General features: G+C 63.5%; 22 protein-coding genes and 1 pseudogene. 11 read left to right on the forward strand and 12 right to left on the reverse strand.

All coding sequences use genetic code 11. The annotated features are described in order from the left end of the window. Positions 1 to 2: 2 nt before the first annotated feature. The 3 genes from zwf to CIT25_RS13365 all read right to left on the reverse strand — a co-directional run bounded on the left by zwf (position 3) and on the right by CIT25_RS13365 (position 4,923). Positions 3 to 1,379, reverse strand: a complete 1,377-nt coding sequence (zwf, locus tag CIT25_RS13355; RefSeq protein WP_095484948.1) for a glucose-6-phosphate dehydrogenase — start codon at positions 1,377 to 1,379, stop codon at positions 3 to 5. Between the two features lie 16 nt (positions 1,380 to 1,395). Next, positions 1,396 to 2,412, reverse strand: a complete 1,017-nt coding sequence (gene gnd, locus CIT25_RS13360) for a phosphogluconate dehydrogenase (NAD(+)-dependent, decarboxylating) (protein WP_095484949.1) — start codon at positions 2,410 to 2,412, stop codon at positions 1,396 to 1,398. Positions 2,413 to 2,511: 99 nt separating this feature from the next. Beyond that, complete coding sequence (locus CIT25_RS13365) at positions 2,512 to 4,923, reverse strand: glucan 1,4-alpha-glucosidase (protein ID WP_095484950.1); 2,412 nt, start codon at positions 4,921 to 4,923, stop codon at positions 2,512 to 2,514. 207 nt (positions 4,924 to 5,130) lie between these two features. Here CIT25_RS13365 and CIT25_RS13370 point away from each other — a divergent pair, with 207 nt between their 5' ends. The 5 genes from CIT25_RS13370 (at position 5,131) to CIT25_RS13395 (ending at position 11,994) form a co-directional block, all read left to right on the forward strand. Next, entirely contained in the window at positions 5,131 to 6,144 is a 1,014-nt protein-coding gene (locus tag CIT25_RS13370; RefSeq protein WP_095484951.1) for a substrate-binding domain-containing protein, read from the forward strand. 49 nt (positions 6,145 to 6,193) lie between these two features. Beyond that, on the forward strand, positions 6,194 to 7,663 hold the full coding sequence (locus tag CIT25_RS13375) for a sugar ABC transporter ATP-binding protein (protein ID WP_095484952.1): 1,470 nt from the start codon (positions 6,194 to 6,196) through the stop codon (positions 7,661 to 7,663). Position 7,664: 1 nt separating this feature from the next. Further along, positions 7,665 to 8,645, forward strand: a complete 981-nt coding sequence (locus CIT25_RS13380; protein ID WP_095484953.1) for an ABC transporter permease — start codon at positions 7,665 to 7,667, stop codon at positions 8,643 to 8,645. Between the two features lie 3 nt (positions 8,646 to 8,648). Beyond that, positions 8,649 to 9,596, forward strand: coding sequence for an ABC transporter permease (locus CIT25_RS13385; RefSeq protein ID WP_095484954.1), 948 nt, complete (start codon positions 8,649 to 8,651; stop codon positions 9,594 to 9,596). 328 nt (positions 9,597 to 9,924) lie between these two features. Then, a complete protein-coding gene (locus CIT25_RS13395) occupies positions 9,925 to 11,994 on the forward strand; it encodes a 3-hydroxyacyl-CoA dehydrogenase NAD-binding domain-containing protein (RefSeq protein WP_095484955.1) in 2,070 nt (689 codons plus the stop codon). Between the two features lie 33 nt (positions 11,995 to 12,027). Here the strand turns inward: CIT25_RS13395 and CIT25_RS13400 are convergent, their stop codons facing one another. Further along, entirely contained in the window at positions 12,028 to 12,840 is an 813-nt protein-coding gene (locus tag CIT25_RS13400; RefSeq protein ID WP_095484956.1) for a response regulator transcription factor, read from the reverse strand. A 113-nt stretch (positions 12,841 to 12,953) separates the two neighbouring features. On the opposite strand from CIT25_RS13400, the gene CIT25_RS13405 reads away from it, so the two are divergent. The 5 genes from CIT25_RS13405 to CIT25_RS13425 all read left to right on the forward strand — a co-directional run bounded on the left by CIT25_RS13405 (position 12,954) and on the right by CIT25_RS13425 (position 17,753). After that, positions 12,954 to 14,090, forward strand: coding sequence for an ABC transporter ATP-binding protein (locus tag CIT25_RS13405; RefSeq protein ID WP_095484957.1), 1,137 nt, complete (start codon positions 12,954 to 12,956; stop codon positions 14,088 to 14,090). Then, entirely contained in the window at positions 14,071 to 15,234 is a 1,164-nt protein-coding gene (locus CIT25_RS13410; RefSeq protein WP_095484958.1) for an ABC transporter substrate-binding protein, read from the forward strand. The genes CIT25_RS13405 and CIT25_RS13410 overlap by 20 nt, the downstream gene beginning before the upstream one ends. Positions 15,235 to 15,305: 71 nt before the next feature. After that, on the forward strand, positions 15,306 to 16,169 hold the full coding sequence (locus tag CIT25_RS13415; RefSeq protein WP_095484959.1) for an ABC transporter permease: 864 nt from the start codon (positions 15,306 to 15,308) through the stop codon (positions 16,167 to 16,169). Further along, positions 16,169 to 16,981 carry an ABC transporter permease gene (locus CIT25_RS13420; RefSeq protein WP_095484960.1) on the forward strand — a complete coding sequence of 271 codons (813 nt, stop codon included), beginning with the start codon at positions 16,169 to 16,171 and terminating at the stop codon, positions 16,979 to 16,981. The genes CIT25_RS13415 and CIT25_RS13420 overlap by 1 nt, the downstream gene beginning before the upstream one ends. A gap of 10 nt (positions 16,982 to 16,991) precedes the next feature. Then, positions 16,992 to 17,753 (forward strand): SDR family NAD(P)-dependent oxidoreductase, encoded by a 762-nt coding sequence (locus CIT25_RS13425; protein ID WP_095484961.1) that lies wholly within the window; start codon positions 16,992 to 16,994, stop codon positions 17,751 to 17,753. 16 nt (positions 17,754 to 17,769) lie between these two features. Here CIT25_RS13425 and CIT25_RS13430 read toward each other — a convergent pair whose 3' ends face one another. The 8 genes and pseudogenes from CIT25_RS13430 to CIT25_RS13475 form a co-directional block, all read right to left on the reverse strand. Further along, the gene (locus CIT25_RS13430) at positions 17,770 to 19,278 is read right to left on the reverse strand and encodes an aldehyde dehydrogenase family protein (protein WP_095484962.1); all 1,509 of its coding nucleotides are present in this window, start codon (positions 19,276 to 19,278) and stop codon (positions 17,770 to 17,772) included. Between the two features lie 20 nt (positions 19,279 to 19,298). Next, positions 19,299 to 19,643, reverse strand: coding sequence for a cupin domain-containing protein (locus CIT25_RS13435; RefSeq protein ID WP_095484963.1), 345 nt, complete (start codon positions 19,641 to 19,643; stop codon positions 19,299 to 19,301). A 30-nt stretch (positions 19,644 to 19,673) separates the two neighbouring features. Beyond that, positions 19,674 to 20,024: a cupin domain-containing protein gene (locus CIT25_RS13440; protein ID WP_095484964.1), complete on the reverse strand. Its 351-nt coding sequence runs from the start codon at positions 20,022 to 20,024 to the stop codon at positions 19,674 to 19,676. 235 nt (positions 20,025 to 20,259) lie between these two features. Beyond that, a complete protein-coding gene (locus CIT25_RS13450; protein ID WP_095484965.1) occupies positions 20,260 to 21,534 on the reverse strand; it encodes a glycosyltransferase in 1,275 nt (424 codons plus the stop codon). A gap of 17 nt (positions 21,535 to 21,551) precedes the next feature. After that, positions 21,552 to 22,625 (reverse strand): ABC transporter ATP-binding protein, encoded by a 1,074-nt coding sequence (locus CIT25_RS13455; RefSeq protein WP_095484966.1) that lies wholly within the window; start codon positions 22,623 to 22,625, stop codon positions 21,552 to 21,554. Further along, positions 22,622 to 23,416: an ABC transporter permease gene (locus tag CIT25_RS13460; protein WP_095484967.1), complete on the reverse strand. Its 795-nt coding sequence runs from the start codon at positions 23,414 to 23,416 to the stop codon at positions 22,622 to 22,624. The genes CIT25_RS13455 and CIT25_RS13460 overlap by 4 nt, the downstream gene beginning before the upstream one ends. Then, on the reverse strand, positions 23,409 to 24,251 hold the full coding sequence (locus tag CIT25_RS13465; RefSeq protein ID WP_095484968.1) for an ABC transporter permease: 843 nt from the start codon (positions 24,249 to 24,251) through the stop codon (positions 23,409 to 23,411). Before CIT25_RS13465 ends, CIT25_RS13460 begins: the two co-directional genes overlap by 8 nt. Positions 24,252 to 24,591: 340 nt before the next feature. Beyond that, positions 24,592 to 25,653: pseudogene (locus CIT25_RS13475) on the reverse strand (polyamine ABC transporter substrate-binding protein); the annotation flags it as partial. Between the two features lie 240 nt (positions 25,654 to 25,893). Between CIT25_RS13475 and CIT25_RS13480 the strand changes: the two are divergent. After that, positions 25,894 to 26,832 (forward strand): GntR family transcriptional regulator, encoded by a 939-nt coding sequence (locus CIT25_RS13480; RefSeq protein ID WP_095484970.1) that lies wholly within the window; start codon positions 25,894 to 25,896, stop codon positions 26,830 to 26,832. Positions 26,833 to 26,837 lie beyond the last annotated feature (5 nt).

Genomic DNA, 26,837 nt, shown 5'->3' on the forward strand with positions numbered 1-26,837 from the left:
ATTCATTTCGCCGGATTGATCCAGCCGTTCGGCGGTCCAAACCCGGCCATCGCATCGGCAGGCCCCCATGTCCCCGGCTCATAAAGCGGGGGCGGCGTGGTGTCGCCAAGCACCGGGCCGACGATCCGCCAGGCAAGCTCGCTGGCGTCTTGGCGGGTGAACAACTGGCCGTTGCCGTTCATGGCATCGCCGATCAGGCGCTCATAGGGCGGCATGTCGTCCTTGCTGTCGTCGAGCGCGGTCAGCTCGACCTGCTCGCCGATCATGTCGTCACCGGCGGCCTTGCGCTGGGCGCCGATCGAGATCGCTACTTGCGGATCGATGCGGAAGCGCACGTGGTTGGCGTCGTCGGGCTTGATCGGGTCGAAGACGTCGAGCGGCGGCCGCTTCAGCCGCACGATTACCTCGGTGGCGTGCACCGGCATCGATTTGCCGGCGCGGATGAAGAAGGGCACGTCCTGCCAGCGCCATGTGTCGACGAAGAAACGCACCGCCGCGAAGGTCTCGACCGGCGAATTCGGCGCCACCCCGGGCTCCTGGAGATAGCCTTTGAATTGGCCGCGCACGACATCGTCTTTGGTCAGTGTCCGGATTGCCCGCAGAACCTGCACCTTCTCGTCGATCAGATCGTCAGCCGAGCGGCCAACGGGCGGTTCCATGGCGAGCAGCAACAGGATGTTGAGCAAATGGTTCTCGATGACGTCGCGGATGCAGCCGACCTCGTCGTAGAAGCGGCCGCGGCCTTCGACGCCGAAATCCTCGGCCATGGTGATCTGCACGCTTTCGACGAAATTGCGGTTCCAGATCGGCTCGAGAAAGGAATTGGCGAAGCGGAAATAGAGCAGGTTCTGGATCGCCTCCTTGCCGAGATAATGGTCGATGCGGAAGATCGACTGCTCATCGAATACCAGATGCAGCACCCGGTTCAGCCAGCGCGCCGATTGCAGATCGTGGCCGAAGGGCTTTTCCACCATCAGGCGCGCACCCTGGGCCGCACCCGACTGCTCCAGCCCCTGGATGACCGTCTCGAACATGGTCGGCGGAACCGCCAGATAGTGCAGGGGATGCTGCGCGGTCCCCAGCACGCTTTTCAGCTTCTCGAATGTCGCAGCGCCACGGTAGTCGCCGCTGACATAGCGAAGCAGCGAGGCGAGTTTCGCGAAGATTTTTTCGTCGACCTTGCCGGTCGCCTTGACGATGCCGTCGCGGGCTCGCGCCTGCAACTGCTGCAGGTCCCAGGCGTCGAAAGCGACGCCGATCACCGGCTCGGTGAGCGTTCCCTTGGCGACCATGGCGTAAAGTGCGGGGAAGATCTTCTTGTGGGCGAGATCGCCGGTTGCCCCGAAAAGCACCAGCGTATCGGACCGTTCCAGGCTCATGAGCGTGTCTCCCCCGTCACGAGCCGGCCTTCGGCTTTTCGACATGGCCGCCGAAAGCGTAACGCATGGCGGATAGCAGCTTGTCGGCGAACTCGGATTCGCCTTGCGAGGAGAAGCGGTCGAACAGGGCTGAGGACAGAACCGGCGCCGGCACGCCGGTGTCGATGGCTGCCTTCAGCGTCCAGCGGCCTTCGCCAGAATCCGAAACCCGGCCGCCGAACTGCGTCAGCCCCGAATCGGCCTTCAACACGCCCGCCGTCAGATCGAGCAGCCAGGAGCCGATGACGCTGCCATGCCGCCAGACCTCGGCCACCTCAGCGATATCGATGTCGAACTGGTAATATTGGGGATTTTCCAATGGACTGGTTTCAGCATCGGCCGTCCGCTGCCGCTTGCCCGCATTGGCCGACTTCAAAATGTTCATGCCCTCGGCATAGGCGGCCATGACGCCGTATTCGATGCCGTTGTGGACCATCTTGACGAAGTGGCCGGCGCCGCTTGGTCCGCAGTGGAGATAACCGAACGGGGCCGTTCCGGCATCCTTTCCCGGAGCAAGTGCCCCGGCATCGGTGCCCGGCGCCAGGGTCGCGAAGACCGGGTCGAGATGCTGGACCGCGCTGTCGGGGCCGCCGATCATTAGGCAATAGCCGCGCTCGAGGCCCCAGACGCCGCCGCTGGTGCCGACATCGACATAGCTCAGGCCTTTCAAGGCCAGACGCGCTGCATGGTCGACAGCCTCGTGATAATAGGAATTGCCGCCATCGATGATGATGTCGCCCGGCTCCATCAATGCGGCCACCTGATCGACGATTCGGCCGGTGATCGCCGCCGGCAGCATCAGCCAGGCGCTGCGCGGCTTGGTCAGCTTGCCGACGAACTCCTCCATCGACGCCGCTCCGATCGCGCCTGCCGTCACAAGGGCTGCGACGCTGGCCGGGTTGATGTCGTAGACCACGCATTCGTGACCATCGCGCAGCAGGCGCCGCACCATATTGGCGCCCATCCTGCCCAGTCCCATCATTCCGATCTGCATGTTTCTCGTCCTGATTCTTGAGGGATAGAAAACCTATTGGCTCTATTGTTGGAGCATGATCTTTTCCGAAAACCGGGTTCCACTTTTCGGGATCATGCTCTAATCCAGCTTGTCGATACCGATAGAAAAGTCGACATTCTCCCAACGGCCGGCATCGGACCAGAAAAAAGTAAAGACGATCGTATTGCCCGGCGAAACATCGGCAACCGGCAGATCCGTGAGATGGATGCCGAAGGCATTCTCGGTCGTCTCGGCGTCATGGGCGGTCGCCCAATTGTCGCTGCTCCAATGCACCACCGCTCGGGCCAGCAGCTCGACGCGCAGCATCTTGCCGGCGGGCAGGATGCGGACCTTGTGGTTGAAGCGCCATGTCCGGCGCGGCGACACGGTCCTGTCCTCCATGTAGCGCTTCACGCCTTGCGGCGGCATGTCGAAGACGGCGCCGTCGCTCAGCGAACGCAGCAGCTTGATGTGCTCCGAATGCGCCCAGACCAGCGGCATGGCGCTGCCCGATGGTCGGCCGCGCCACAATTCCCTTTCCGGCATGTCGGGACCGTCCCAGACCTGCTCGGGCAGCAGGCCGCCAGACCCGGCCGAGGCCTCGAACGTCTTCAGCAGGCTCGCCGCTCTGTCCTTGCGCCCCGCCGCCAGCTCGTAATGCGCGCGCTCGCCGGTGAGCAGCGGCCAAGCGCGACCCTGCCCGGTCCCGTCGAAGGGCGCGCCGTCGGCGTGTTCGCCATAGCCGTCGCCGCTATAGCGATACCAGACAGGCCCCTGCGGCAGGTCGCAGCGCAGCCGCGCATCGATGACCTTGACCGTGTCGACGACGCGCGGATCGTCGGCGGCCCTGAGGCCGAAGCGGACGAGCGCCAGCGCATCCGGGCTGACGATCGCCTCGGCCGGCCGGTCCGTATCGGCGGGCGGTCGGTTCTTGATCGGGACATAACCGTGTTTCGGCGACGCCGCGCCGGCGGTGTCGGGCGGCGCAATACGGACGTAGTAGCCTGCGACGCCAACCTCTTCGCACAGTGGAGTGCCAGTGACATAGGTCCAGCGCTCGATCTGGTCGTTCCAGACATCGGCGGTTTCACGCAGATAATTTGCCGGCTCTGCTTTGCCGCAAACACCGAACATGTCGGCCGCCGCAAGCAGCGCTGCGATCTCGACGGCAAGCGTGAACGGGCTGTAGCCGGCGTCCTCCTCCCAGCGGTCCTCGCCGGTGACCGGACCATTGCGCACGACATAGGAAGCGGCGCGCTCGATCATCGGCATGAAGGCGAGCAGCTTGGCGTGCGGCAGGTGCCCGGCCCGGCGCAGCGCGTCGGCGAGCAGCAGCGGAAAGGCGCATTCGTCCATCTGAATGCCGGGCCAATAGGCTGACCCGTCGAGCCAGGCATTCTGCGGCCAATGGCCGTCAGGCTGCTGGATGGAACGGAGATAGGCGAGAATCTCAAGCGCTTGCGCCGGATCGCCGGCGGCCAGGAAGCCGCCCGCGGTTTCGACCAGGTCGCGCGGCCAGACCAGGTGATAGCCGCCGAGATCGTCGTCGCCCATGCTGAAGCCCCATGGGATCGACAGGCTGGCGACGGCTGCGCCGGATTTCGCGGACGACCGGTGCGCTGCCAAAACAGCCGTGCTGACGCGATAGGTGTTGATCCCGGATACTGCATGCCGGTCGAGCGGAAGCAACCCTTTCTGCCATTTGCACCATTTTTCGACATAGACCTCGGCAGCGGCATCGAAGCCTTGCTTCAAGCTGGCGGAAGCAACCCCCGCCGCCTCTTGCGGTGTTGCCCCAAAACCCAGCGCCAGCAAGACTTTTGGGTTCTCGGCCGAAAAGCCAATCTCCCCTGTCAGCGCTACATTGCCGTTCTCTGCCCTTTGATAAGCCGGATCGAACCGGCCGTCACAATGGAGTTGCTGCCACCCGTCGGAGGCGCCGACATAGCCGGCCGAGCAGGCTCCCCAAGGCAGCGACGAGGCGAGCGCCAAGTAAACACCACGCCCCGATGCAAACAGGACAGGCTTTCCCTCGTAGTCGTCGACCCAGGCGGTATTGCCCATGCCGGCGTTGACCAGATGCGGCGCCAGCAGCGCGTAGACGCGGTGATCGGCAACCGTGCCTCTCAGCAGCGTGAAGCTGATTTCCTGCAGCAAAACGGGACGTTCCGGATCCGTAATGATCCGCTTTTCGATCCGGTAGGTGCCATCAGCCGCGGTGTTGACCAACCTGTAGGCGGGCACGCCGTCCTCGAACGGCTCGATGCTGTGTTCGGCATCGCGCTTCTCTTCCGAGAAATAGCCGCCCGGTCCCGTGACGACCAACCCCATGTCGCGCGTGCAGGCGCTGTCCAGGTGGGGATAGTAGATCTCGTTGAGGATGCCGTGGCTGATCGTGAACCAGACGCGGCTAGCCAGTGAAAGCGCGGTGCCGACACCGCTCTTGGCGCTCGAGGTCCAGCGCGCCGCAATTCCGGGTGCGCCCGGCGCATCAGTCGGCGTCACTGCCATTCGATTTGGGCCTCCAGACCCTTCCCTAGCCCATGAACCAAAGGCTTTTCAATCATGCACCGCAAGTTGATCGCCAACTCTGCGCGGATTGCAGTTGACAGCTTGCGAGCCATCTGCATTTGTCTGACAATAGATAAAAAACAGGGACGCGAATTTAACAACCATCAGCAGTCAACAAAAGATCAGCAACTCAGGGAGGAGTATGACATGAAGAAAATGCTCATTTTGGGGGCATTCGCGGCGATGCTCGCGTCAGGCACCGCACTGGCCGATACCAGCGACAAGAAGATCGCCTTCTCCAACAATTATGCCGGCAATTCGTGGCGCCAGGCGATGCTCGACAGCTATGCCATCGTGACCAAGAAGGCGGTCGCGGACGGGGTGGTGGCAGCCGCGGACATCTTCACGACGGCCGACAAGGAGGTGCCGACCCAGGCGGCCCAAGTCCAGAACCTGATCCTGCAAGGCTATGACGCGATCGTCATCAACGCCGCCTCGCCGGATGCGCTCAACGGCGCCGTCAAGCAGGCCTGCGATGCCGGCATTGTCGTCGTCTCCTTCGACGGCATTGTCACCGAGCCTTGCGCCTACCGCGTGGTCGTCGACTTCAAGGACATGGGCAAGCAGGAAGTCGAGCAGATGGCCAAGTTCCAGCCCAAGGGCGGCAATCTGCTGGAAATCCGCGGCCTTGCCGGCACGTCGATCGATGACGCCATCCATGCCGGAATTCTGGAAGGCGTCGCCGCTCATCCCGAGTTCAAGATCGTCGGTTCGGTGACCGGCGACTGGGATCAGACCACAGCACAGAAGGCGGTCGCGACGATCCTGCCGTCGCTGCCGGAAATCGTCGGCGTCGTCGATCAGGGCGGCGACGGCTATGGCGCGGCACAAGCCTTCGCCGCCGCCGGCAAGCCGCGCCCGACCATCATCATGGGCAATCGTCAGGACGAGCTGCAATGGTGGAAGGAACAAAAGGACAAGGACGGCTACCAGACCTGGTCGGCCTCCATCGCGCCGGGCGTATCGTCGCTGGCCTTCTGGGTAGCGCAGCAGGTGCTCGACGGCCGCACCGACATCCCGCATGATCTTTTGGTGCCATACCTCGCGTTCACCCAAGATGATTTCGAGGCCGCGCTGCCGAAAATCCCCAAGGGTGGTGTCGCCAGCCACGAATACACACAGGAAGACGCCATCGCGGCGATCAAAGCCAACATCAAGTGAGCATGGCACATCCAATGCCGCACGCGTTGCCGACCGGATATCGCTAGGGATGCCCGAGGCCGGCGCAGACATCATCCGGCTGGACGGCGCCGAAAAACATTTTGGCGCCGTCCGTGCCCTCGCCGGCGTCGATTTCCACGTCGGTGCCGGTGAATGCGTTGGTCTCGTCGGCCACAATGGTGCGGGCAAGTCGACGCTCATGCATATGGTGGCGGGCACGCTAGTGCCCGACAGCGGCCAGATCGCAGTGCGTGGCGGCATCGAGAACAATTATTCGGTGCCGCGCGCCCAACAGCTCGGCATACGCTGCGTGTTCCAGGAACTCTCGCTCTGCCCGAACCTCAGCGTTGCCGAGAACACGCGTATCAACCACCCGGCATTGCGCGGCCTCGGCTGGCGACGCAAGGCTGCCGATCTCATCACGGCCAAGCTCGACGAGATCTTCCCGGACCACAGCATCTCCGCCTCCGATATCGCCGGCGACCTCTCCATCGGCAGGCGGCAGATGGTCGAGGTGGCGCGTGCCTTCACTGTGACGCAGGATCCGCTCGAACTGGTCATCCTCGACGAGCCGACATCGTCGCTCGACGCGCATACGGCCGGCCAGCTGCTGGCATTCGTCCGGCGCTTTGTCGCCGAAGGCAAGAGCTGCATCCTGATCTCGCATGTCCTTGGCGAGGTGCTCGGGAATGCCGACCGCATCGTGGTGATGCGCGACGGCAAGGTCGTTGCGTCAGATGCGGCAACGGCTTTCGATCGCGACAGGCTGGTGACGACCATGGGTGGGGCGGAAGCGCGTGAGAAGATCGCGGCCGAAATTGCGACCCAAAAGCCGGAGACCGGCCCGTTGCGGGTCCGGGCCCGCCCAGCGCGGCAGCAGGACGGCAACGAGCTTGTCGCGCATGCGGGCGAGATCATCGGCCTTGCCGGGCTGGCCGGCCATGGGCAAACCGACCTGCTGCTGGCGATCTTCGCCGCTGCGGCGCGCTCTAAAACCGGCATAGAGGTCACCGCGCCGGTAGCGCTAGTGGCCGGTGACCGGCAGTCGGACGGGATTTTCCCGCAATGGTCGATTGCGCAAAACATCGGCATCCGCTCGCTGAAGCGATTGCGCAACGGCCTGCTGATCTCGCCGCAGCGCGAAGCCGAGCTCGCCGACTTCTGGCGAGGGAAAATCGGCATCCGCACTCCGGACATGAACAACAACATCTTCTCGCTGTCCGGCGGCAACCAGCAGAAGGCCTTGTTTGCCCGGGCGCTCGGCTCCGACGCGAAGATCGTGCTGATGGACGACCCGATGCGGGGGGTCGATATCGGCACCAAGCTCGAGGTCTACGACCTCGTGCGCGAAGAAGCTGGCCGCGGCCGCACCTTCCTCTGGTACACCACGGAAACCGAAGAGCTCGACAATTGCCACCATATCTACGTCTTCAAGAACGGCCGGATCGTCGCCAATCTTGGGCGCGACGAGCTGACGGAGGAAAAGATCATCCAGTCCTCGTTCGGCGACGCGGCCTGAGATGACGGCAGCACCTGTCGAGACCGGCCTCAAAGGTTCCGCCGAGCGTGACAGGCTAGCGCGGGCGCGCCTGTTGCGCAGCCTGCTGCCGGCTTTATCGCTGGTGCTTGTGCTGCTGGCGATCGCGTGGCTCAACCCGCGCGCCATCAGCTATTTCGGCTTCAGCCTGATGCTCAATTTGGCGATCCCGATCGCCCTGGCGACGATCGCGCAGATGTTCGTCATCGCCGGCAACGAGCTCGACCTGTCGATCGGCACCTTCGTCGGTTTCGTCGGCTGCGTCACGGCGACGTGGCTGAAGGACGCGCCACTGGTCGGCATCTTGATCCTGCTCGGCTCGATCGGTGTCTACGCGCTGCTCGGCGCGCTGATCCATCTGCGCAACCTGCCTTCGATCGTGGTGACGCTCGGCATGAGTTTTGTCTGGCAGGGGCTCGCCATCCTCATCCTGCCGAAGCCCGGCGGCAAGGCGCCGGACTGGTTGCTGTCGCTCATGGCTTTCAAGCCGCCTTTCATTCCCTTTCCGATCATTGCCGCGCTGCTGATCGCGGCGGTCGTTTATTTCGGACTGATGCGCACCTCCTATGGCGTGATCCTGCGCGGATCGGGCGGCAATGCCGCGGCACTCAGCCGTGCCGGCTGGTCGCTGCTCAAGACCAAGATCATCCTGTTTGCACTCGCCGGCCTGTTCGGAGTGCTGTCCGGCATGGCCTTGATCGGCATCACCACCTCGGCCGACGCCAATATCGGCAATGGCTACACGCTGCTTTCGATCGCCGGCGTCATCCTCGGTGGCGGCGAATTCGTCGGCGGCCGGGTGTCGCCGATCGGCGCGGTGATCGGCGCGCTGACGCTGGCGCTGGCCGCGTCGCCACTGCTGACCTTCATGCACATTCCGCCCGATTGGCAGGTGGCCGCCAATGGCGCCATCCTGATCATCGTGCTGGCGGCCCGGGTGCTGATCAGCCGCAGGGAGAGGTGAGCGATGGCATCGTTGCGATTGCTGCTCGCCAAACCGTGGATCTGGTCCTTCATCGGCGCGCTGCTGGTGTGGTTGGCGACGATTGCCTTCACCGGCGGATATGGCGGCGGCGGCATGATCACGGCAGCACTTTCGCTCGCCGTCTTCACCGTCATCGTCGGTGTCGGCCAGATGTTCGTCATCACGCTCGGGCCGGGCAATGTCGACCTGTCGCTGCCGGCCAATATCGGCCTCGCCAGCGCCGTCGCCATGAAGGTGATGGACGGCAATGATGCGATGATCGCCGTCGGGCTGCTGGCGGCGGTGGCCTGCGGCATGGCGGTCGGCGCGGCCAACTATCTCTTGATCTGGGCGCTGCGCATTCCGCCGATCATCGCCACATTGTCGGCGAGCTTCATTATCCAGTCGATCGACATCAGCTATGGTCGCGGCTTGCAGATCAAGCCGCCGCCGGGCTTCGCCAGTTTTACCAACTGGCAGATTCTGGGCATTCCGATCCTGGCGATCCTCACCGTGCTGTTCACCATCGGCGCTGCCATCGCGCTACAGCGCATGATCTATGGCCGCTCTGTGCTGGCGATCGGCCAGAACATCCGCGCCGCGTGGTTTGCCGGCATCAATGTTGGCCGCATCCGCTTCCTCACCTACACGCTGTCGGGCGCGCTCGGCGGCCTCGACGGGGCGCTGCTTGCCGGCTATTTCCGCGGCGCCAATGTCGATATCGGCAACGAGTACCTGCTGGCCTCAATCGCCGTCGTCGTCATCGGCGGCACGTCGGTGGCCGGCGGCAAGGCCAATGTGCCGGGTGTCTGGGGCGCGGCGCTGTTCCTGGTCCTGCTCCTGACCATGCTCAACACGTTCGGCGTCAGCGCCGGCGTCCGGCTGCTGCTGACCGGACTGATCATCGTCGGCGTCATCACCGCCGCGGGCGGCCAGAAAGCGCTGCGCTAGTTCTTTCGCCAGGCGGTGCAGAATCTTTTGATGCCGGCGGGACAGCGCCCCCCTCTGCCCTGCCGGGCATCTCCCCCACTTGGGGGGAGATTGCGCACACAGCCGCTTTCGCCAATCGCAAACGCCTCAGCAGTAAGAACGCCGACGTTGCAGGGCGAGCGGTGCGGGCGAAGCAGCCGACCTCCCCACTTGTGGGGGAGATGCCCGGCAGGGCAGAGGGGGGCGCGAAGGATCACCACAACAGCCTGGAGCCTTTCCGCGAAAACGGTTCCCATCCGGGCATCGGCCCTTTAAATCGTTCGGCGAACATCATTTTGCGAGAGGTTGCGTGCCCAATTTCGTGAGCGTTACAAGGGACGGCCGCATTGCGGTCGTGACCATCGACAATCCGCCGGTCAACGCGCTTAGCTTCCATGTTCGCGAGCCGCTGATGCAGGCGCTTTTCTCCTTGCGGGAAGAGCCAGATGTCGCGGCCATCGTCATCGCTTGCGCCGGGCGGACCTTTGTCGCCGGCGCCGACATCACCGAATTCGGCAAGCCGGTGCAGCAGCCGGATTTGCGCGCCATCATTGCCGTGCTGGAAACCATCGCCAAGCCGACGGTTGCCGCCATTCACGGCACCGCGTTGGGGGGTGGCCTGGAACTGGCGCTTGGTTGCCATTTTCGCGTTGCGGATACCGGCGCCAAGCTCGGCCTGCCGGAAGTCAAGCTCGGCTTGCTGCCGGGCGGTGGCGGCACGGTTCGGCTGCCGCGTCTCGTCGGCGCGCTGAAGGCGCTCAGCATGATCGTTTCGGGCACGCCGATCGGTGCGGCAGAGGCGCTCGCCGCCGGGCTGGTGGACGCCGTCTTCGAGGATGGCCTGACTGCGCAGGCAGTTCGTTTCGCTAGCGAAATGGTTGGCAGGGGCGGACCGTTCACGCCGGTGCGCCACCGTGACGGCCGTCTCGACCGGGCGGAATTGCCTGAATTCGACAAGCAAGCGGCGGAGCTTGCCAAAAAGGCGCGCGGGCTCGAAGCGCCGATCGCCTGCGCGCAGTCGGTTCGCAACGCCATCACGCTGCCGTTCGACGAGGCGCTGGCGGCGGAACGCGAACTGTTCGTCAAACTCGTTGCTGGTGACCAATCGCGCGCTCAGCGCCATCTGTTCTTCGCCGAGCGCGAGGCGGCGAAGGTTGGGGCTAAAGATATCGTCAGGCGCAAGATCGCGCGGGTCGGCGTCATCGGCGCCGGCACGATGGGCGGCGGCATCGCCATGGCGTTCGCCAATGGCGGCTACCCCGTGACCTTGCTGGAATCAACGCAGGAAGCGCTGCAACGCGGGCTGGCGACGATCGAGAAGAATTATGCCGTCTCGGTCGCGCGCGGTTCGCTGAGCGAAGACGCCAAGCGTCAGCGGCTCGGCCTGTTCGAGGGTTCCACCGACTATGGCGACCTCGCCGATTGCGACCTGATCGTCGAGGCCGTGTTCGAGGAGATGGCGGTCAAGCGCGAGGTGTTCGGCAGGCTAGACGCGGTGGCCAAACCGGGCGCGATCCTCGCCACCAACACCTCCTATCTCGACGTCAACGAAATCGCCGCCTCGACGTCGCGCCCGCAGGATGTCGTCGGCATGCATTTCTTTTCGCCGGCCAACGTCATGAAGCTGCTGGAGATCGTGCGCGCCGAGAAGACCGCGCCCGATGCGCTGGCGACAATCGTCGAGCTGGCACGGCGGATCGGTAAGGTGCCGGTCGTCGTCGGCGTCTGCCACGGCTTCGTCGGCAACCGAATGCTGGCCGCGCGCGGTTCGGAATCCGAGGCGCTTTTGCTGGAAGGTGCAACGCCACAGCAGATCGACCAGGCGTTCACCGATTTCGGCTGGCCGACGGGGCCGTTCCAGATGGGCGATCTCGCCGGCCTCGACATAGGCTGGCGCAACCGCAAGGCGCGCGGCCAGACGGCAATAATCGCCGACACACTGTGCGAACAGGGGCATTTCGGCCAGAAGACCGGCAGCGGTTTCTACCGCTACGAGAATGGCTCACGCACACCGGCTCCCAATCCGCACGTCGAAGCGCTGATCCGCGACAAGGCTGCCGAGAAGGGTATCGCGCCGCGCACGATTGGTGTTGACGAGATCATCGAGCGGACGCTCTATCCCATGGTCAATGAAGGGGCCAAGATCCTCGAGGAGAAAATTGCCGCCCGCGCCTCCGACATCGATGTCGTCTGGGTCAACGGCTATGGCTTTCCGGTAGGCAAGGGCGGGCCGATGTTCTGGGCCGGTCTCGAAGGGATCGACAAGATCATCGGGCGGCTCGACCACTGGCACGAGCGGACCGGCAAGGATGTTTTCAAGCCGGCGCCCCTGCTCAGGCGGATGGCTGAAACCGGCTCCTGGGAAAGCGCTGCCAGCTAAACTGCTTGAGCGAGGCCATTTCGAAATCGTGGATTACCGAATCCGCGCGTCGATGATCTCGACGAAACGCGCGAAGAGACCAGCCTGCGATTTGATCTTGAGCTTGCGATAGATGTTGCGGCGGTGGACCTTTACGGTTCCCGGCACGATGCGCATCGCCCTGGCTATCGATTCCGTCGAATGGCCCTGAAGCACCAGATCGACGACATGCTTTTCGCGCGGCGTGAGCGAAAGGCTCTTCCAGATATGAGCACGCTCGAACTCGTTGACCGGCGCAATCGCCTCGTCCTGCTTCGTCGCTGCCGGTTGGTCGGCCGGAAGGGCCGGCCAGCGCAGCCTGGCGAGACCGATCACCGCCGGCGCCATGTCACGCAGCAACCTGGCGTCGGCGGTTCCGAATGGTCCCGAAGCGTGCAATCGCATCAGCGAGACCACCAGCGCGTCCTTTCCCTTAAGCGGCACGAAGAAGCCGACCTCCTCGGCCAGCTTGGTCTGGCTATAGTAGGAGCGATAATATTCGCTGGCATAGAAGCGGTCCGGCGCCAGCTCGCGCATGCGCCAAAAACCTTCCTTTCGCTCGACCGCTGCGTGATGGAACGGGTCGAGCAGATAAGGCCCTTCCTGATAGAGCGCGACGAAGACGTGGCTTTCGGCCGGCGAGAACGTCTCGAACAGCAGCGGCGGGCGCGAGGCGCCGCGATAGCCGAAGATCACACAGTGATCGAAGCTGACATGCCGCCGGAGCCAGGCGACCATCGCCTTGCCGAAAAGCTCGCCGCTCGTCTCCCGTGTCGCCGCGATGAGCGCAGCGAGCTGATTGTATTCGTCGCCGCGCGATCCGCTCAATTTATACCCCTTTAAACGAGAAAATAGACCAAATATACCACCTGCGAGGTATATACTAGTCACCGTTGGCTCTGATAGCGTCTTGAAAATCGCCTTCGCTGGAGCCCGCAGCTTTGACCGCAGTGCCAGATATCGAGTTTCGCGGGGTCACCAAACGCTACGGCAGCGTGACTGCGGTCAGCGGCATCGATCTAGCCATCCCGCCGTCTGCCTTTGTCGCCTTGCTCGGGCCGTCCGGCTGCGGCAAGACAACCTGCCTGCGCATGATCGGCGGCTTCGAACAGCCGAGCGAAGGCGCGGTCTTCATCCGCGGCCGCGACATGGCCGGCACGCCGCCCTACCGGCGGCCGGTCAACATGGTGTTCCAGCAATATGCGCTGTTTCCGCATCTGGATGTCGAGGACAACATCGCCTACGGGCTGCGCCAGGCAAGGCCGCGGCTGTCGTCGCGGGAGATCAGCCTGAGAGCAGGCGAGGCGCTCGCCATGGTGCGGCTTGCCGGCTACGGCCGCCGCAAGATCCACGAGCTTTCCGGCGGCCAGCAGCAGCGTGTCGCCCTGGCGCGGGCGCTGGTCAACAAGCCGGCGGTGCTGCTGCTCGACGAGCCGCTGGCGGCGCTCGACAAGAAGCTGCGCACCGACATGCAGATAGAGCTGCAGAACCTGCAGCGCGAGATCGGCATCACCTTCGTCCTTGTCACGCACGACCAGGAAGAAGCACTGTCGATGAGCGATTTCGTCTGCGTCATGAATGGCGGGCGCATCGTCCAGCTCGGGCAGCCAAGCGAAATCTATGACGAGCCCGCCGACCTCTTCGTCGCCGACTTCGTCGGCAAGACCAATCTGTTGAGCGGCAAGGTCGCCGGGCACTCGGGCGACCTCGTCGAGGTGGCGCTTGCCGACGGCACCGTCATTGCCGCGCGCAAACGGACTTCGCTGCGCCAGGACGAAGCCGTTGCCGTCAGCCTGCGTCCTGAAGCCCTAAGCCTCGGCGCGCCGGGAAGCGGTCGGCTGAACGGCATTGTCCGCAACCGGATCTTTCTTGGCTCGACCGCGGAATATGCGATCGAGGTCGGCGGTATCGGAACGCTGCTCGCCAAGGCCGATCACCTGATCGGCGGTCGAAATCTCTTCAAGCCGGGTGAACCCGTCGCCATCGGCTTTACATCAGGAACGCCGCTCGCGTTCCCGGACCCCAAGAACAACGGGACCAACCAGAGGGAAAACAAACATGTCGAAATCATATCGTGACGGACTGCCGATAAACCCCGAAAAATTCGTCGACCATTTGATGCGCCTCAAGCGCGGTTCGATCGGCCGCCGTGAGTTCCTTGGCCTCACCGGTCTTGGCGTGGCAACGGCGGTGATGGCCCGCGAACTCGGCATCATGCCCTCGCCCGCCTTCGCCCAGGAGGGTCTTGGCGACCGCATGTCGATCGCCACCTGGCCCAATTATCATGACCCGGCGACGTTCGAGAATTTCAAGGCGGAGACCGGCGTTGCTGTCGAGGTCAATGTGTTCGGGTCAAACGAGGAGATGCTGGCCAAGCTGCAGGCTGGCGCCTCGGGCTGGAGCCTTTTCGTGCCGACCAACTACACGATCTCCACCTACAAGAAGCTCGACATCATCGAAACGCTCGACATGGCCAAGCTTGCCAATTTCGACGGCTCGCAACAGGACCCGCGCTTCACTGGGGAAGGCACGATCGACGGCGCGACCTACGCTGTGCCGAAGAACTGGGGCACCACCGGATTTGCAGTCAACACCAAGAAGCTCACCAAGCCGATCACGAGCTGGAAGGAATTCTGGGACACGGCCATGGCGGACGGCGACGGCCGGACCATGGTCCATGACTACCAGCTCACCACGATCGGCAATGCGCTGAAATATTACGGCTTCTCGTTCAACTCACTGAAGCAGGACGAACTCGCCAAGGCGGAGGAACTGCTGCTGAAGGTCAAGCCGCACCTGTTTGCCGTTTCCAGCGATTACCAGCCGTCGATGCGTGCCGGCGACGCCTGGATGACGATGTGCTGGACCAATGACGGGGCGCAGCTCCACCGCGACATTCCCGAGATCGCTTATGTGCTTGGCAAGGAGGGCGGCGAGATCTGGACCGACTTCTACGCCATTCCGAAGGACGCGCCCAATAAGCCCGCCGGCTATGCCCTGCTCAACTACCTGATGGACCCGAAGGTCGCGGTCAAGGAGCACCTGGCCAATGGTGCGCCTTCCACCGACGCGCGGGTCAACGCGCTGCTGCCCAAGGAGGTGCTGGACAATCCGATCCTCTACCCCGCGGCGGAACTGTTGACTCCGCTGGAATTCGGTGCGGCTGCAACGCTGACCGATCCGGCCCGCGCCGAACTGATGGCACGCTTCAAGTCGGCTTGAACCGGCCATAGGTCCGATGCAGGCAACTCACCCGGCGGGCAGATGTCCGCCGGCACCGGGGCGATTTTTCAATGCGCAGAAATGTCCTTCGTCATAATCTGCTGACCGCGCTGCTGCTCGGTCCAGCAACCGCTTGGCTGGTGGTGTTTCTGGTCCTGCCATTCGTCGCGATCGCCGTCTTCAGCGTCGGCGAGCGGGCGCCTGAAGGCGGCTATCAGGCTGCTTTCACGCTCACGCAATATGCCAATCTTCCGGCACGGGCGACCGCCTTCTGGAACACGATGGTGCTGGCGCCAGCGGGCGCCTTGGCCTGTCTGCTCGTCGCCTATCCGGTCGCCTATTACCTCGCCTTGCGGGCGCCGGAGCGATGGCGGCTTATCCTGCTTGCGCTCGTCGTCATTCCGTTCTGGACCAGCCTGCTGATGCGAACCTACGCCTGGATGTATGTTCTGGGCGGGCGCGGCATTCCGGCATTACTGGCCTATGTCGGGTTCGACGACGTGCGGCTGATCAACACGCCGGGCGCGGTCCTGCTCGGCATTGTCTACGGCTATCTGCCGCTGATGATCCTGCCGATCTATGTCAGCCTCGAGCGGCTCGATCGCCGGCTGCTGGAAGCCTCCGCCGATCTCGGTGCAACGCCGATCTCGACCTTCCTTGGCGTGACGCTCAGGTTGTCGCTGCCAGGTGTGATGACCGGCTTCTCGCTGGTCATGATCCTGCTGCTTGGCGAATATCTGATCCCGACGCTGCTCGGCGGCGGCAAGGTCTTCTTCATCGGCAACGCGCTGGTCGATCTGTTCCTGCAATCGCGCAACTGGCCGTTCGGATCGGCAATCGCGATCACGCTGGTTCTGGTTTCGGTGGTGGTGCTGCTTGTCGCCAACCGCATTTCGACCCGGCTTTCGGGTGCCCGCCGGGTGGACCTGATCTGATGCGCGCCTTCGTCGTCGCGGTCTTCGCATTTCTCTACCTGCCGATCGCGCTGGTGGTGCTGTTCTCCTTCAATGCGGGCCGCCACGCCAGCGAGTTCACCGGCTTCTCGGTGCAATGGTATGGCAAGGCGCTGTCGAACCCGTTCCTGATCGAAGCGCTGAAGAACAGCCTGTTCATTGCCACCACCAGCGCCTTGCTCGCAGCACTGTGCGGCACGGCGGCGGCGCTTGGCTTGGCGCGTGTCGGCGCGCGGACACGAGCCATCTTCGACGCACTTCTCGGCGCTGCGATCGTCGTTCCAGGCGTCGTCATCGGCATCTCCACGCTGGTCGCGCTCGTGCAACTGTTTGGGGTCGTCAATCCGTTTCTCGCTTCGCTGTGGCCGAACGACCAGCCGCCACGCCTGGCGCTCGGCTACGGCTCGATCATCGCCGCGCACGGCCTGTTTTCGATGGCGCTGGTGGCGATGATCGTCGGCACACGGCTCGGCAGCCTCGACCGCAATCTGGTCGAGGCCTCGAGCGATCTTTACGCCACCCCGCTGACGACATTCCGCTCGATCGTGTTGCCGCAGATCATGCCGGCGGTGATCGCCGGCTTCCTGCTCGCCTTCACCTTCTCCTTCGACGATTTCATCGTCGCCTTCTTCGTCGCCGGCGCGCAGACGACGTTGCCGATCTACGTCTTTGCCTCGATCCGGCGCGGCGTGACGCCGGAAATCAAAGCCATCGCGACGATCGTCCTCGTCGCCTCCGTTCTGCTTGTGGTGCTTGCCCAATGGCAATTGCGCCAACGCAAACCATCAAACTGAAAGTCGCATCATGATTCTGAAAGATCGCATCGCCGTGGTGACCGGCGCCGGGTCGGGCATCGGGCGCGCCGGTGCCATGATCATGGCCAGGGAAGGCGCGGTGGTGGTGATCGCCGACAGGGATCAGGCTGCCGGCGAAGCCACGGCTTCCGATATCCGTGCCGCCGGTGGACGGGCCGAGGCGGTCGCGACCGATGTCGGCGACGACGCGGCGGTCGAGCAGCTCATCGCTGGAGCGCTCGACAATTATGGTCGGATCGATATCCTGCACAATCATGCCGGGGTCCAGGTCGGCGGCACGCTGACCGAAGTCGGCCTCGACGGCATGGATGCCTCGTGGCGGATCAATGTGCGGGCGCAGTTCCTCGCCGCCAGGCTCGTCATGCCGGCGATGATCGAACAGGGCGGCGGTGTCATCCTGAATACCGCTTCGAATTCGGGTGTGTTCTACGACCGCGAGATGATCGCCTACGCAACCTCAAAGCATGCCGTGGTGGCGATGACCCGGCAGATGTCGCTCGACTATGCCAAGCACAATGTCCGCGTCAACGCACTCTGTCCGGGCTGGGTCGACACGCCCTTCAACGAGCCGTTCATCGCCCAGATGGGCGGGCGCGACGCGATCGAAAATTATGTCCGCACCAAGATCCCCATGCAGCGCTGGGCCGCGGCGGAAGAGATAGCCGAAGCGATCCTGTTCCTCGTCTCCGATCGCTCGTCCTTCATGACCGGCCAGGCGCTGGTGATTGACGGCGGCGAGAGCATCGGCTGACGCAGCCGTTCGCACCTCATACGTGCTTGCGTCCGCCGGCCTCGCGGAACCAGCTGTCGGGATAAGGATACCACCAGTCCTGGATCGCCGGCTTGTGGTCGATGATCACCATCTTCGAACGGCGGAAGGCATCGAGCCCCTGGCGTCCAAGCTCGCGGCCAAGGCCCGATGCCTTCCAGCCGCCGAAAGGCAGCGCGTCATTGTCGATCAGCGGATTGTTGACCCAGACCATGCCGGCTTCGAGCCGCTCCGCAGCCTCATGCGCCTCGGCAAGGTCGCTGGTGAAGACCGAGGCGCCGAGCCCGAACGGGCTGTCATTGGCAAGCTTTATCGCCTCGTCGAAATCCTTGACCCGGCAGATCGCGGCGACCGGTCCGAAACACTCTTCGCGCACGATCGCCATATCGGGGGTGACGCCGGTCAGGATCGTCGGCTCGTAGAACCAGCCGACATTGTGCGCCGGCGGAATGCGCCCGCCGGTGACCGCCTTGGCGCCGTTACGGATCGCATCGTCGACCAGCCGCATGACTTTTGCCCGCGCCGCCTCGCTGACCAGCGGTCCGATCTCGGTCTTGTCGAGGCCGTTGCCGATGCGCAGCGCACGTGTCTTCTCGGCAAACAGCTCGACAAAGCGATCGTGAACGGCATCGACGACGAAAAAGCGTTCGGCCGAGGTGCAGACCTGGCCCGTAAGATGGAATGCGGCAGTGACGCTGCCGGCGGCTGCGACGTCCAGCAGGGCGTGTTGGCTGATGATCATCGGGTCGCTGCCACCCGCCTCGATGACGCAGGGTTTCATGCGTTCGGCGCAGGCGACGGCGACAGCCTTGCCGGCGGCGACCGAACCGGTGAAGGCGACCGCGTGGGTACGGTCCGAAGCGATCAGCGCCTGCGCGGTGGCCGCCCCGCCGGGCAGGCAGGAAACCAAGCCATCAGGCAGGGAGCGGAACACGGTCATGTAATCCAGCGTCGACAATGTCGTCGCTTCAGCCGGCTTGATCACGCAGGCATTGCCGGCGGCAAGCGAGGCGGCGACGGTCCAGCACATCAGCAGGATCGGGAAATTGTAGGGCATGATGTGCACCGACGTGCCGTAGGGCTCGTAGCGCGCATACTGGAACGAACCGGCCTGCGTCGTGCCAGCAATCTTGCCGGCATCGTCGCGCGCCATCTCGGCGTAGTAGCGGAAGATCGGCGCGCAATTGGCGATCTCGCCAATCGCTTCCGGATAGGGCTTGCCCATCTCGCGCACCATCAGCTCGGCGCAACGCGTGAAATCGGCCGCCTCGATGGCATTGGCTACTGCATGCAGATGCTTGGCACGGCTCTTGGCGTCGAGTTTTTTCCAAGCCGCTTGCGCCTTGGTCGCCGCGGTGAGCACAGCGTCGATCTCGCCATCGGCTGCGGCAGCGATGGCGCCCACGGTTTCGAGCGTCGCCGGATCGATCACCGGTTTTGCTGCACCGGTCATCGGCCGATAATCCGGATTGACGAAGAAAGCCGGCCGGTCAGCGAAGAATTCCATGGTCTTCCTTTCAAACCCGCTCAGCGGATCATGTAGACCTTCTTGATCGTCTCATGGACGGTGCAGACGCCTTTCCAGTCCTGCGGAAAGTATGCCGCCGTGTCCGGCTCGATCTCGATCACCTCGCCGGATTCATGCACATAGGTGCAGCGGCCCTCGAGGAAGTGGCAGAACTCGTCGCGGGTGACGTGGCAGTGCCATTTGCCCGGGGTGCAGACCCACAGCCCGCATTCGGAGCGACCGTCCGGCCCCTTGTGCAGCAGCTTGCCGGAGGTGCGGGATTCGCCCTCGATCATGGTGGGAATGACGCCCCAGTCGACGAGGTCGGTGATGGCGAGCGGCGATTTCATGATTGGCGTTGGCATTTCGTGAAGCTCCAGTGCGGCAGGCGTGAGTCAGGCCAGCATGTAGACGTTGCGGATGGTCTCATGGACGGTGCATTCGCCGGTCCAACCGGCCGGGAACATGACAAGCGTGGCGGCGGAGATTTCTATCACCTCGCCGTCGTCCGATCTGTAGGTCGCGCGGCCGGCAACGAAATGGCACAATTCGTCGCGCGGAATCGCCAGACGCCAGCGGCCGGGCGTGCAGACCCAAATGCCGGATTCCGGCTGGTTGTTCGGTCCCTTGTGGGCGAGCCTGCCGGTGGAGTGGGACGCGCCTTCCAGCGCGTCGGGCTGGGCGCCCCAGTCGACAAGGTCGGTGCGGGTCGAGGCCTGGTGGAGATGCGGCGCGGAGGAGGTCATGCGGGTGCTCCGGTTCGACGCTCATTTTCGAGATGGCTTCGCTCTACGGCGCCCCCCTCTGTCCTGCCGGACATCTCCCCCTCAAGGGGGGAGATTAGCAGCTTCGGCGCCCTGTTCACTCCTGCGATGTTGGTGATTGGCGAAAGCCGAGGTGACATCCAATCTCCCCCCTTGAGGGGGAGATGGCCGGCAGGCCAGAGGGGGGTGCCTTGGCTCCGCACGTCAAACATCGCGCTCATAGAAGTTGCTCCAACAGCCCCGCCGCTTTCTCCGGGCCGTTCTGCGACTGCATCTGCGCCGAGGTTTTCGCCAGCTTGGCCTTCATCTTGGGGTCCGTCAGGCAGGTTTCGATCTTCGCGATCAGCGCGGCGTCGCTCCAGTCGTAGCGCGGCATGCCGAAGCCGTGGCCGGTTTCCTCGACCCGCGTCGCGTTGTCGTGGCCGTCCCAGACATAGGGCATGATGATCGCCGGCTTGCCGAAATAGAGGCACTCGGTGAATGAGTTGTTGCCGCCATGGTGGATCACCGCATCGACCTGCGGGATGACCGAGGGCTGTGGAAACCAGCTCTCGACGATGACGTTTTCGGGCACTTGTGCGTACTGGTCCTTGTAGCCGCCGACATTGACCAGCGCCCGGTAGCGCGTCTTGCCTAGCGTCGCGATAATGCGCTTCAGGAGGTCGACATCACCGGCGCCAAGGCTGCCGAAGGAAACGTAGAGCAGCGGCCCGTAGTTATTCTTCGTAAAAGTCGGCACCGTGTAGGGTTTCTCCTGCCGCACGCAGCCTTCCAGGTACTGGAATTTTGCCGGGTCGAGCGGATGGCGGCGCTTGAACTTTGCCGCCTCGGGATAGAGCAGCAAATTGAGGTAGGGCGAGGCCTCGAAGAACTGGCCGATTGGATAAGGCGCTTCGTTGTTAGCAATCAGGAACGCGTTGAAGTCGTCGTGGATCGGCTTGATGACCGTGTTGAAATGGTCGCGATAGCGCTGATGGCAGGCGTGGTCGTTCTCGCCGCAGCCGGACAGATGCGGCGGGATATCCTCGTCCTCGATCTCGTTCTCCGAGCAGGAGATGACGCGCACCCATGGCTTGCCATACTGCTTGATCGCCGGGAACAGGATGACGTTGTCGACGCAGATGACGTCGGGCTTGATCGTCGCAAGCACACCGGGCAGGTCCTTCTCAGCCCATTTGGCGCTGTCGACGATCGCCGTCCAGCAATCCTTCACGTAATTGTCGACCTGGTCGTAGGGCGATTTGCGGAAGTTCGGGATGTGGCCGTTGATGAAGTCTTCCCAGAACTTGGCCATCTGTTCGGGCGGCATCGGTTCGGACAGGTTCACCGGATGAGCCTCGAAGCCGTAGCCCTTGTAGACGTCGACAAAGCCGGGATCCGACAGGAACACCGCTCTGTGGCCGCGTGCCTCGACCGCCTGGGCGATGCCGACGGAATTGAGCGCCGGGCCATAGGCCGCTTCCGGAAAAAACGCGATCGTCTTCTGCGCCATGACAGCTTCTCCTTCAATCAATCTGCGAAAATTCTGACGTCGGCGGCGTCCCAGCCGAGCTCGACCGCATCACCTGACGCAACTGGGCGTCGGTCGGCGGCGTCGGCGGTAACGCGCACCAGGAACGGCTTTGGCGACAGGGCGGTGCGGACATGCAGCTGCAGGTCGAGCCCCTGATAGGCCAACGCCTCGACGGTGCCGGCAACACGGTTGGCCGTTTCTGGCGACGGGAACAGCCGGATGCGTTCGGGCCGCACTGATGCGACCGCCGCAGCGCCGGGGATAAGTGTTGCGGGAACCCGGCCTGATATCCGCGCGCCGTTGGCCGCCAGCACGCCGTCGCCGGCAGCCTTGCCCGGCACGAAATTCATCACGCCGATGAAGTCGGCAACGAAACGATCGGCCGGATACTCGTATACCGCGTGCGGTGTATCGCATTGCAGCAGCTTGCCGTCCCTGAGCACGGCCATGCGGTCGGCCATGACAAGCGATTCTTCCTGGTCATGGGTGACGATGACGAAGGTGATGCCGACCTCGTGCTGCAGGCGCTTCAACTCGAGCTGCATGGCGCCGCGCAATTTCTTGTCGAGCGCGCCGAGCGGCTCGTCGAGCAGCAGCAGCCGGGGACGCTTGACCAGCGCGCGGGCAAGCGCAACCCGCTGCTTCTGGCCGCCCGACAATTGCTCCGGCTTGCGGTCGGCGAAGGCAACGAGCTCGGTCGTCGCCAGGATGGCGTCGACACGGGAGCGGATTTCCTTTGCCGGCAAGCGTTCCATTTCGAGGCCGTAGGAAACATTGGCCCTGACGCTCATATGCGGAAACAGCGCATAGGACTGGAACATCAGATTGACCGGCCGCTTGTTGGGCGGGGTCCTGGCGATGTCGCGGCCGTCGAGCAGGATGCGGCCGTCATTGGGCGTCTCAAAGCCGGCCAGCATGCGCAGCAGCGTGGTCTTGCCGCAGCCCGAAGGTCCGAGCAGGGCGAAGAACTCGTTCTCGCGGATGTCGAGCGATATGCCGTCGACGGCGGTCACCCGGCCGAAGTTCTTCGACACCTTGTCGATCGCCAGCAGCGTGCGCGGCTCGCTCATTGGCCGATCACCCCACGGTTGAGCCGCTGCGACAGGGTCAGCGCTGTGATACTGACCGCCATGACGATGGTCGCCAATGCGTTGATCTCCGGCGTGATGCCGAAGCGGATCATCGAATAGATCTGCATCGGCAGCGTGGTCGAGGCGCGGCCGGCGCCTGATGTGAAGAAGGCGATGATGAATTCGTCGACCGAGAGCGTGAAGGCGAGCAGCGCACCAGCGACCACCGCCGGCAGGATGACCGGCAATGTCACCCGCCTGAAGGTGGTGAGCGCGGAAGCGCCGAGATCGGCGGAGGCCTCGACGATCGACCAGTCGAAGCTTTTCAGCCGGGCGCGCACCACCGAGCAGACGAAGGCGAGGTTGAACACGACATGGGCGAGGATGATGGTGTGCAGGCCCAGGGTGAAATCGAGCATGGAGAAGAAGCTGAGCAGCGCGATCGCCAGCACGATGTCGGGAATGATCATCGGCGCGAAGATCAGCGCCTCAAGGCCTCTCCCATACTGCCGGCGCATTTCGACGCCGATCGCCAGCAGCGTGCCGAGCAGCGTGGCGATTGCGGTCGAGACAAGCGCCACGATCAGCGTGTTGAGGGCGGCGGACAGGATCGCGGAATTGCCGGCGAGCGAGGCATACCATTTCAGCGAAAAGCCCGACCAAACGGTCGGCAGCCCGCCTTGGTTGAAGGATAGCGCCACCAGCACGGCGATCGGAATGTAGAGGAAGGCGAAGACGAGCGAAAGCGCGAGCCAGAGCATGCGCCGCGTGGCGGGGGACCGCTCAGCCATTGACGCGTCCTTTCGCTTCGGCGATACGGCCCGAGGCGCGATCGGCGGCTAGGGCCTGCGCCGTCAGCACCAGCAGCATGATAGCGATCAGCGCCATCGCCAGCGCCGCGCCGAAGGGCCAGTCATTGGCGGTCAGGAACTGGTCGTAGACGAGATTGCCGATCATCTGGAAGCGACCGCCGCCGAGCAGCGCCGGCGTGACGAAATTGCCGATCGACAGCACGAAGACGAAAACCGCCCCGGCGGCGATACCCGGCACCGTCAACGGCAGAATGACCCGGCGAAATGTTGTCATGGCCGAAGCGCCAAGGTCGCGCGAGGCTTCAGCGAGCTCCGGGTTGAGCCGCGACAGCGGCGCGTAGCAGGCCAGGATGACGAAGGGCAAATAATTGTAAACCAGACCGGCGATGACGGCGCCTTCGGTATAAAGCATCGACGGCGGCTCGCCGGTGTAGCCAAGCCAGCGCAAGAGCTGGGTGATCAGGCCCTCGCGGTTGAGCAGCACGATCCAGGCATAGGTGCGGATCAGGTAGTTCGACCAGAACGGCAGCACGGCGAAGAACAAGAACACCGGCTGCCACCGGCGGGGTGCTGCCGCGATCGCATAGGCCGCGGCATAGCCGATCACCACCGCGATCAGCGTTGCCGTGCCGGCGATGCGTGCCGAATTGAGAAAGATGCCGGCATAGAGCGGATCGAACACCAGCCCGAAATTCTCCAGCGTGAAGGTGTATTCTATGCCGCCATAGATGCCGCGCCGGAAGAAGGCGAGCGCCAGCACCAGCGCACATGGCACCACCATCAAGGCAGTGAGCCAGGCCAGCGCAGGCACCATCAGCAAGGAGGAGCGGGAAGGTTGCGTCAAGTCGCGCCCCCCTCTGGCCTGCCGGCCATCTCCCCCTCAAGGGGGGAGATTAGCAGTTCCAACCTCTCGCTTACCTTCAAATATTGAAGATTGGCGAAAGCGACGCCACAGCCAATCTCCCCCCTTGAGGGGGAGATGGCCGGCAGGCCAGAGGGGGGCGTGAAGGAACGCAAGTTGACTTCCAGTAATCGATTTTACTGCGCGGCCTTGATCTCGCTGACGATCTTTGAATAGTCGCGCTGGGCGTCGCCGACGTCACGCAACTGCTCGAACTTGACGAGCTCGGCCACCGGCATGCCCATATTGGGANCTGCGCGGCCTTGATCTCGCTGACGATCTTTGAATAGTCGCGCTGGGCGTCGCCGACGTCACGCAACTGCTCGAACTTGACGAGCTCGGCCACCGGCATGCCCATATTGGGAAACTTGGCAAGGAAATCGGCCGGCAGGCTTTCCATGGCCGGCTTGTTCGGCACCTTGTAGTCGATGTTCTGGGCCGCCCAGGCGTGGTTCTTGGCGTCCAGCATGAAGTTGATGAATTGGAACGCGGCGTCCTTGTTGGCTGACGCCTTCATCACCACCATCGTGTCGACCCACAGGTCCGAACCCTCCTTGGGGATGACGTATTTGATCTCAGGCTTCTCGGCGATGCCATAATTGCACCAGCCATCCCATGCCTGCACCATCAGCGCCTCGCCCGAGACCAGCTTCGAATAGAAGGTGGTATCGTCATAGGCGAGCAAGGTCTTCTTGGCCGAGATCAACAGGTCCTTGACCTCGGCGAGCTTGGCTGGATCGGTCTCGTTGACCGAATAGCCCTTGGCGAGCTGGCCGGCGGCAAGCAGCCAGCGGTCTGTCGCCAGCATGGTGGTCTTGCCCTTGAGCGCGTCGGATGGGGCGAGAAGATCGTTCCAGCTGGTCGGCTCGGTCTTGACCAGATCCGAGCGGTAGCAAAGGCCGGTCGTGCCCCAGGTGTAAGGCACGGAGAAATTGTTGCCGGCGTCGTGCGGCAGCTTCGCCGCCTCGGGATAAAGATTGGCGAGGTTGGGGATCTTGGCGTGGTCGATCGTCTCGATCAGGCCGAGCTTGTTCAGCACTTCGGCGAAGGGCGAGGAGACGAAGACCACGTCATAGCCCTTGCCGCCCGAAGCGACGAGCTTGCCCATGATCTCCTCATTGGTGGCGTGGACGACGACCTCACCGGAAACGCCGGTCGCGGCCTTGAAGGCGGCCATGGCATCCGGCGCCATGTAGCCATCCCAGTTGGAAATGACGAGGTCGGCGGCAGAAGCCGGCGCCGACAGCGCCAGGGCGAGGCCAAGCGCAATCGAAGATATCTTTAACGGATGGCGCAGGCGGGTTGAGGCGGTCATGACAGACTCCCATTCTGGTTGATCGTCGAATTCAATCAATCGTTGGACCAGCGCTTGCGACCATGCCGCCGCTTCGATCCTGTTCCCCGGTCTTTTTATTGCCGATTGACCTGACAGTACTATTGCAGAAAAAAGTACGTCAATCCATAATTTGGAAAATCGCTGCGAAACCTGGCCGATTGTGTCTGCAAGGGCGATCGGTCAAGCCGCAGCGGTCAAGTCCGTTCATGAGAAATCGCCATGCAAGTCGCTGCCAGACGACCGCGCACCAACCATCTCGATCTCGCTCAGCGCATCCTGGATGTGGCCCGGCAACGCGGCTTCGAAGCCGGTGCTCATCTTCCGGAACAGCAGATCGCGTCTCTCTGCAACGTTTCGCGGACTCCGGTGCGGGCCGCATTGCGCCTGCTCACCGAAAAAGGCGTCGTGCGCTGGGAGGCTGAATCGGGCTACCGCCTTGCGGTGGACCTAACCAGCCAGGCGACTCTTGCCACCGATCTGCCTGTTACCGAGGAGGACGAGCTCGCGGAGATGATCCTGCGTGATCGGTCGGCGCGCCGGCTGGATCAGACGGTGACCATCGGCGCGCTGATGCGGCGGTATGATGCCGAGCGGAAGACGGTACTAAAAGCGTTAAAGAAACTGACAGATGAAAATCTTCTGGACCGCGCGCCGGGTCAGTCCTGGCTGTTCAGGCGGGCGCCCGATGATCCGGAGGCACAAGGGGAAAGCTACGAGTTCCGCCTGCTGCTCGAACCTGCCGCCATTCTGGCGCCTGGCTTCCGGCTGGACGGGACCCGCGCGGCGGCATTGCGCCAGGGCATGGAAGCACTGCTGTCGCTGCCCGATGCCGCATTCGACACCAAAGAGTTCCAGCGCCTGGACATCGACTTTCACGGCCTAATCGCCGATGGCGCCGCCAACCGGTTCGTCACCGACGCGCTGTCCGACCATCTCAGGCTGCGCCGGCTGCCAGGGACCTATGCCGGCGTCAACGTCTTCCGGCTGAAGCAGTCGCTGCGCGAGCACCTGACCATACTCGACCAATTGGAAAGCCGGCAGTATGAGGTTGCGGCCGACCTGCTTCGCGTCCACTTGCGGCTTTCCCGCAGCCAGCGGCCGCAGGCGGCCAGTCGCGGGGCCCCCGCATTGTTCGGCATGATCAGCCGGCCGGCTTGACGAGG

It is taken from the genome of Mesorhizobium mediterraneum, from assembly GCF_002284565.1.
Taxonomy (GTDB): Bacteria; Pseudomonadota; Alphaproteobacteria; order Rhizobiales; family Rhizobiaceae; genus Mesorhizobium; species Mesorhizobium mediterraneum.

What these genes read in the sequence shown, in the direction of transcription:
- CIT25_RS13460 (WP_095484967.1), bottom strand. Translation starts at nt 23,416, where the DNA reads ATGGCTGAGCGGTCCCCCGCCACGCGGCGCATGCTCTGGCTCGCGCTT.
- CIT25_RS13480 (WP_095484970.1), top strand. Translation starts at nt 25,894, where the DNA reads ATGCAAGTCGCTGCCAGACGACCGCGCACCAACCATCTCGATCTCGCT.
- CIT25_RS13420 (WP_095484960.1), top strand. Translation starts at nt 16,169, where the DNA reads ATGCGCGCCTTCGTCGTCGCGGTCTTCGCATTTCTCTACCTGCCGATC.
- CIT25_RS13370 (WP_095484951.1), top strand. Translation starts at nt 5,131, where the DNA reads ATGAAGAAAATGCTCATTTTGGGGGCATTCGCGGCGATGCTCGCGTCA.
- gnd (WP_095484949.1), bottom strand. Translation starts at nt 2,412, where the DNA reads ATGCAGATCGGAATGATGGGACTGGGCAGGATGGGCGCCAATATGGTG.
- CIT25_RS13365 (WP_095484950.1), bottom strand. Translation starts at nt 4,923, where the DNA reads ATGGCAGTGACGCCGACTGATGCGCCGGGCGCACCCGGAATTGCGGCG.
- CIT25_RS13450 (WP_095484965.1), bottom strand. Translation starts at nt 21,534, where the DNA reads ATGGCGCAGAAGACGATCGCGTTTTTTCCGGAAGCGGCCTATGGCCCG.
- CIT25_RS13415 (WP_095484959.1), top strand. Translation starts at nt 15,306, where the DNA reads ATGCGCAGAAATGTCCTTCGTCATAATCTGCTGACCGCGCTGCTGCTC.
- CIT25_RS13435 (WP_095484963.1), bottom strand. Translation starts at nt 19,643, where the DNA reads ATGCCAACGCCAATCATGAAATCGCCGCTCGCCATCACCGACCTCGTC.
- CIT25_RS13455 (WP_095484966.1), bottom strand. Translation starts at nt 22,625, where the DNA reads ATGAGCGAGCCGCGCACGCTGCTGGCGATCGACAAGGTGTCGAAGAAC.
- CIT25_RS13440 (WP_095484964.1), bottom strand. Translation starts at nt 20,024, where the DNA reads ATGACCTCCTCCGCGCCGCATCTCCACCAGGCCTCGACCCGCACCGAC.
- zwf (WP_095484948.1), bottom strand. Translation starts at nt 1,379, where the DNA reads ATGAGCCTGGAACGGTCCGATACGCTGGTGCTTTTCGGGGCAACCGGC.
- CIT25_RS13430 (WP_095484962.1), bottom strand. Translation starts at nt 19,278, where the DNA reads ATGGAATTCTTCGCTGACCGGCCGGCTTTCTTCGTCAATCCGGATTAT.
- CIT25_RS13375 (WP_095484952.1), top strand. Translation starts at nt 6,194, where the DNA reads ATGCCCGAGGCCGGCGCAGACATCATCCGGCTGGACGGCGCCGAAAAA.
- CIT25_RS13385 (WP_095484954.1), top strand. Translation starts at nt 8,649, where the DNA reads ATGGCATCGTTGCGATTGCTGCTCGCCAAACCGTGGATCTGGTCCTTC.
- CIT25_RS13425 (WP_095484961.1), top strand. Translation starts at nt 16,992, where the DNA reads ATGATTCTGAAAGATCGCATCGCCGTGGTGACCGGCGCCGGGTCGGGC.
- CIT25_RS13465 (WP_095484968.1), bottom strand. Translation starts at nt 24,251, where the DNA reads ATGGTGCCTGCGCTGGCCTGGCTCACTGCCTTGATGGTGGTGCCATGT.
- CIT25_RS13380 (WP_095484953.1), top strand. Translation starts at nt 7,665, where the DNA reads ATGACGGCAGCACCTGTCGAGACCGGCCTCAAAGGTTCCGCCGAGCGT.
- CIT25_RS13410 (WP_095484958.1), top strand. Translation starts at nt 14,071, where the DNA reads ATGTCGAAATCATATCGTGACGGACTGCCGATAAACCCCGAAAAATTC.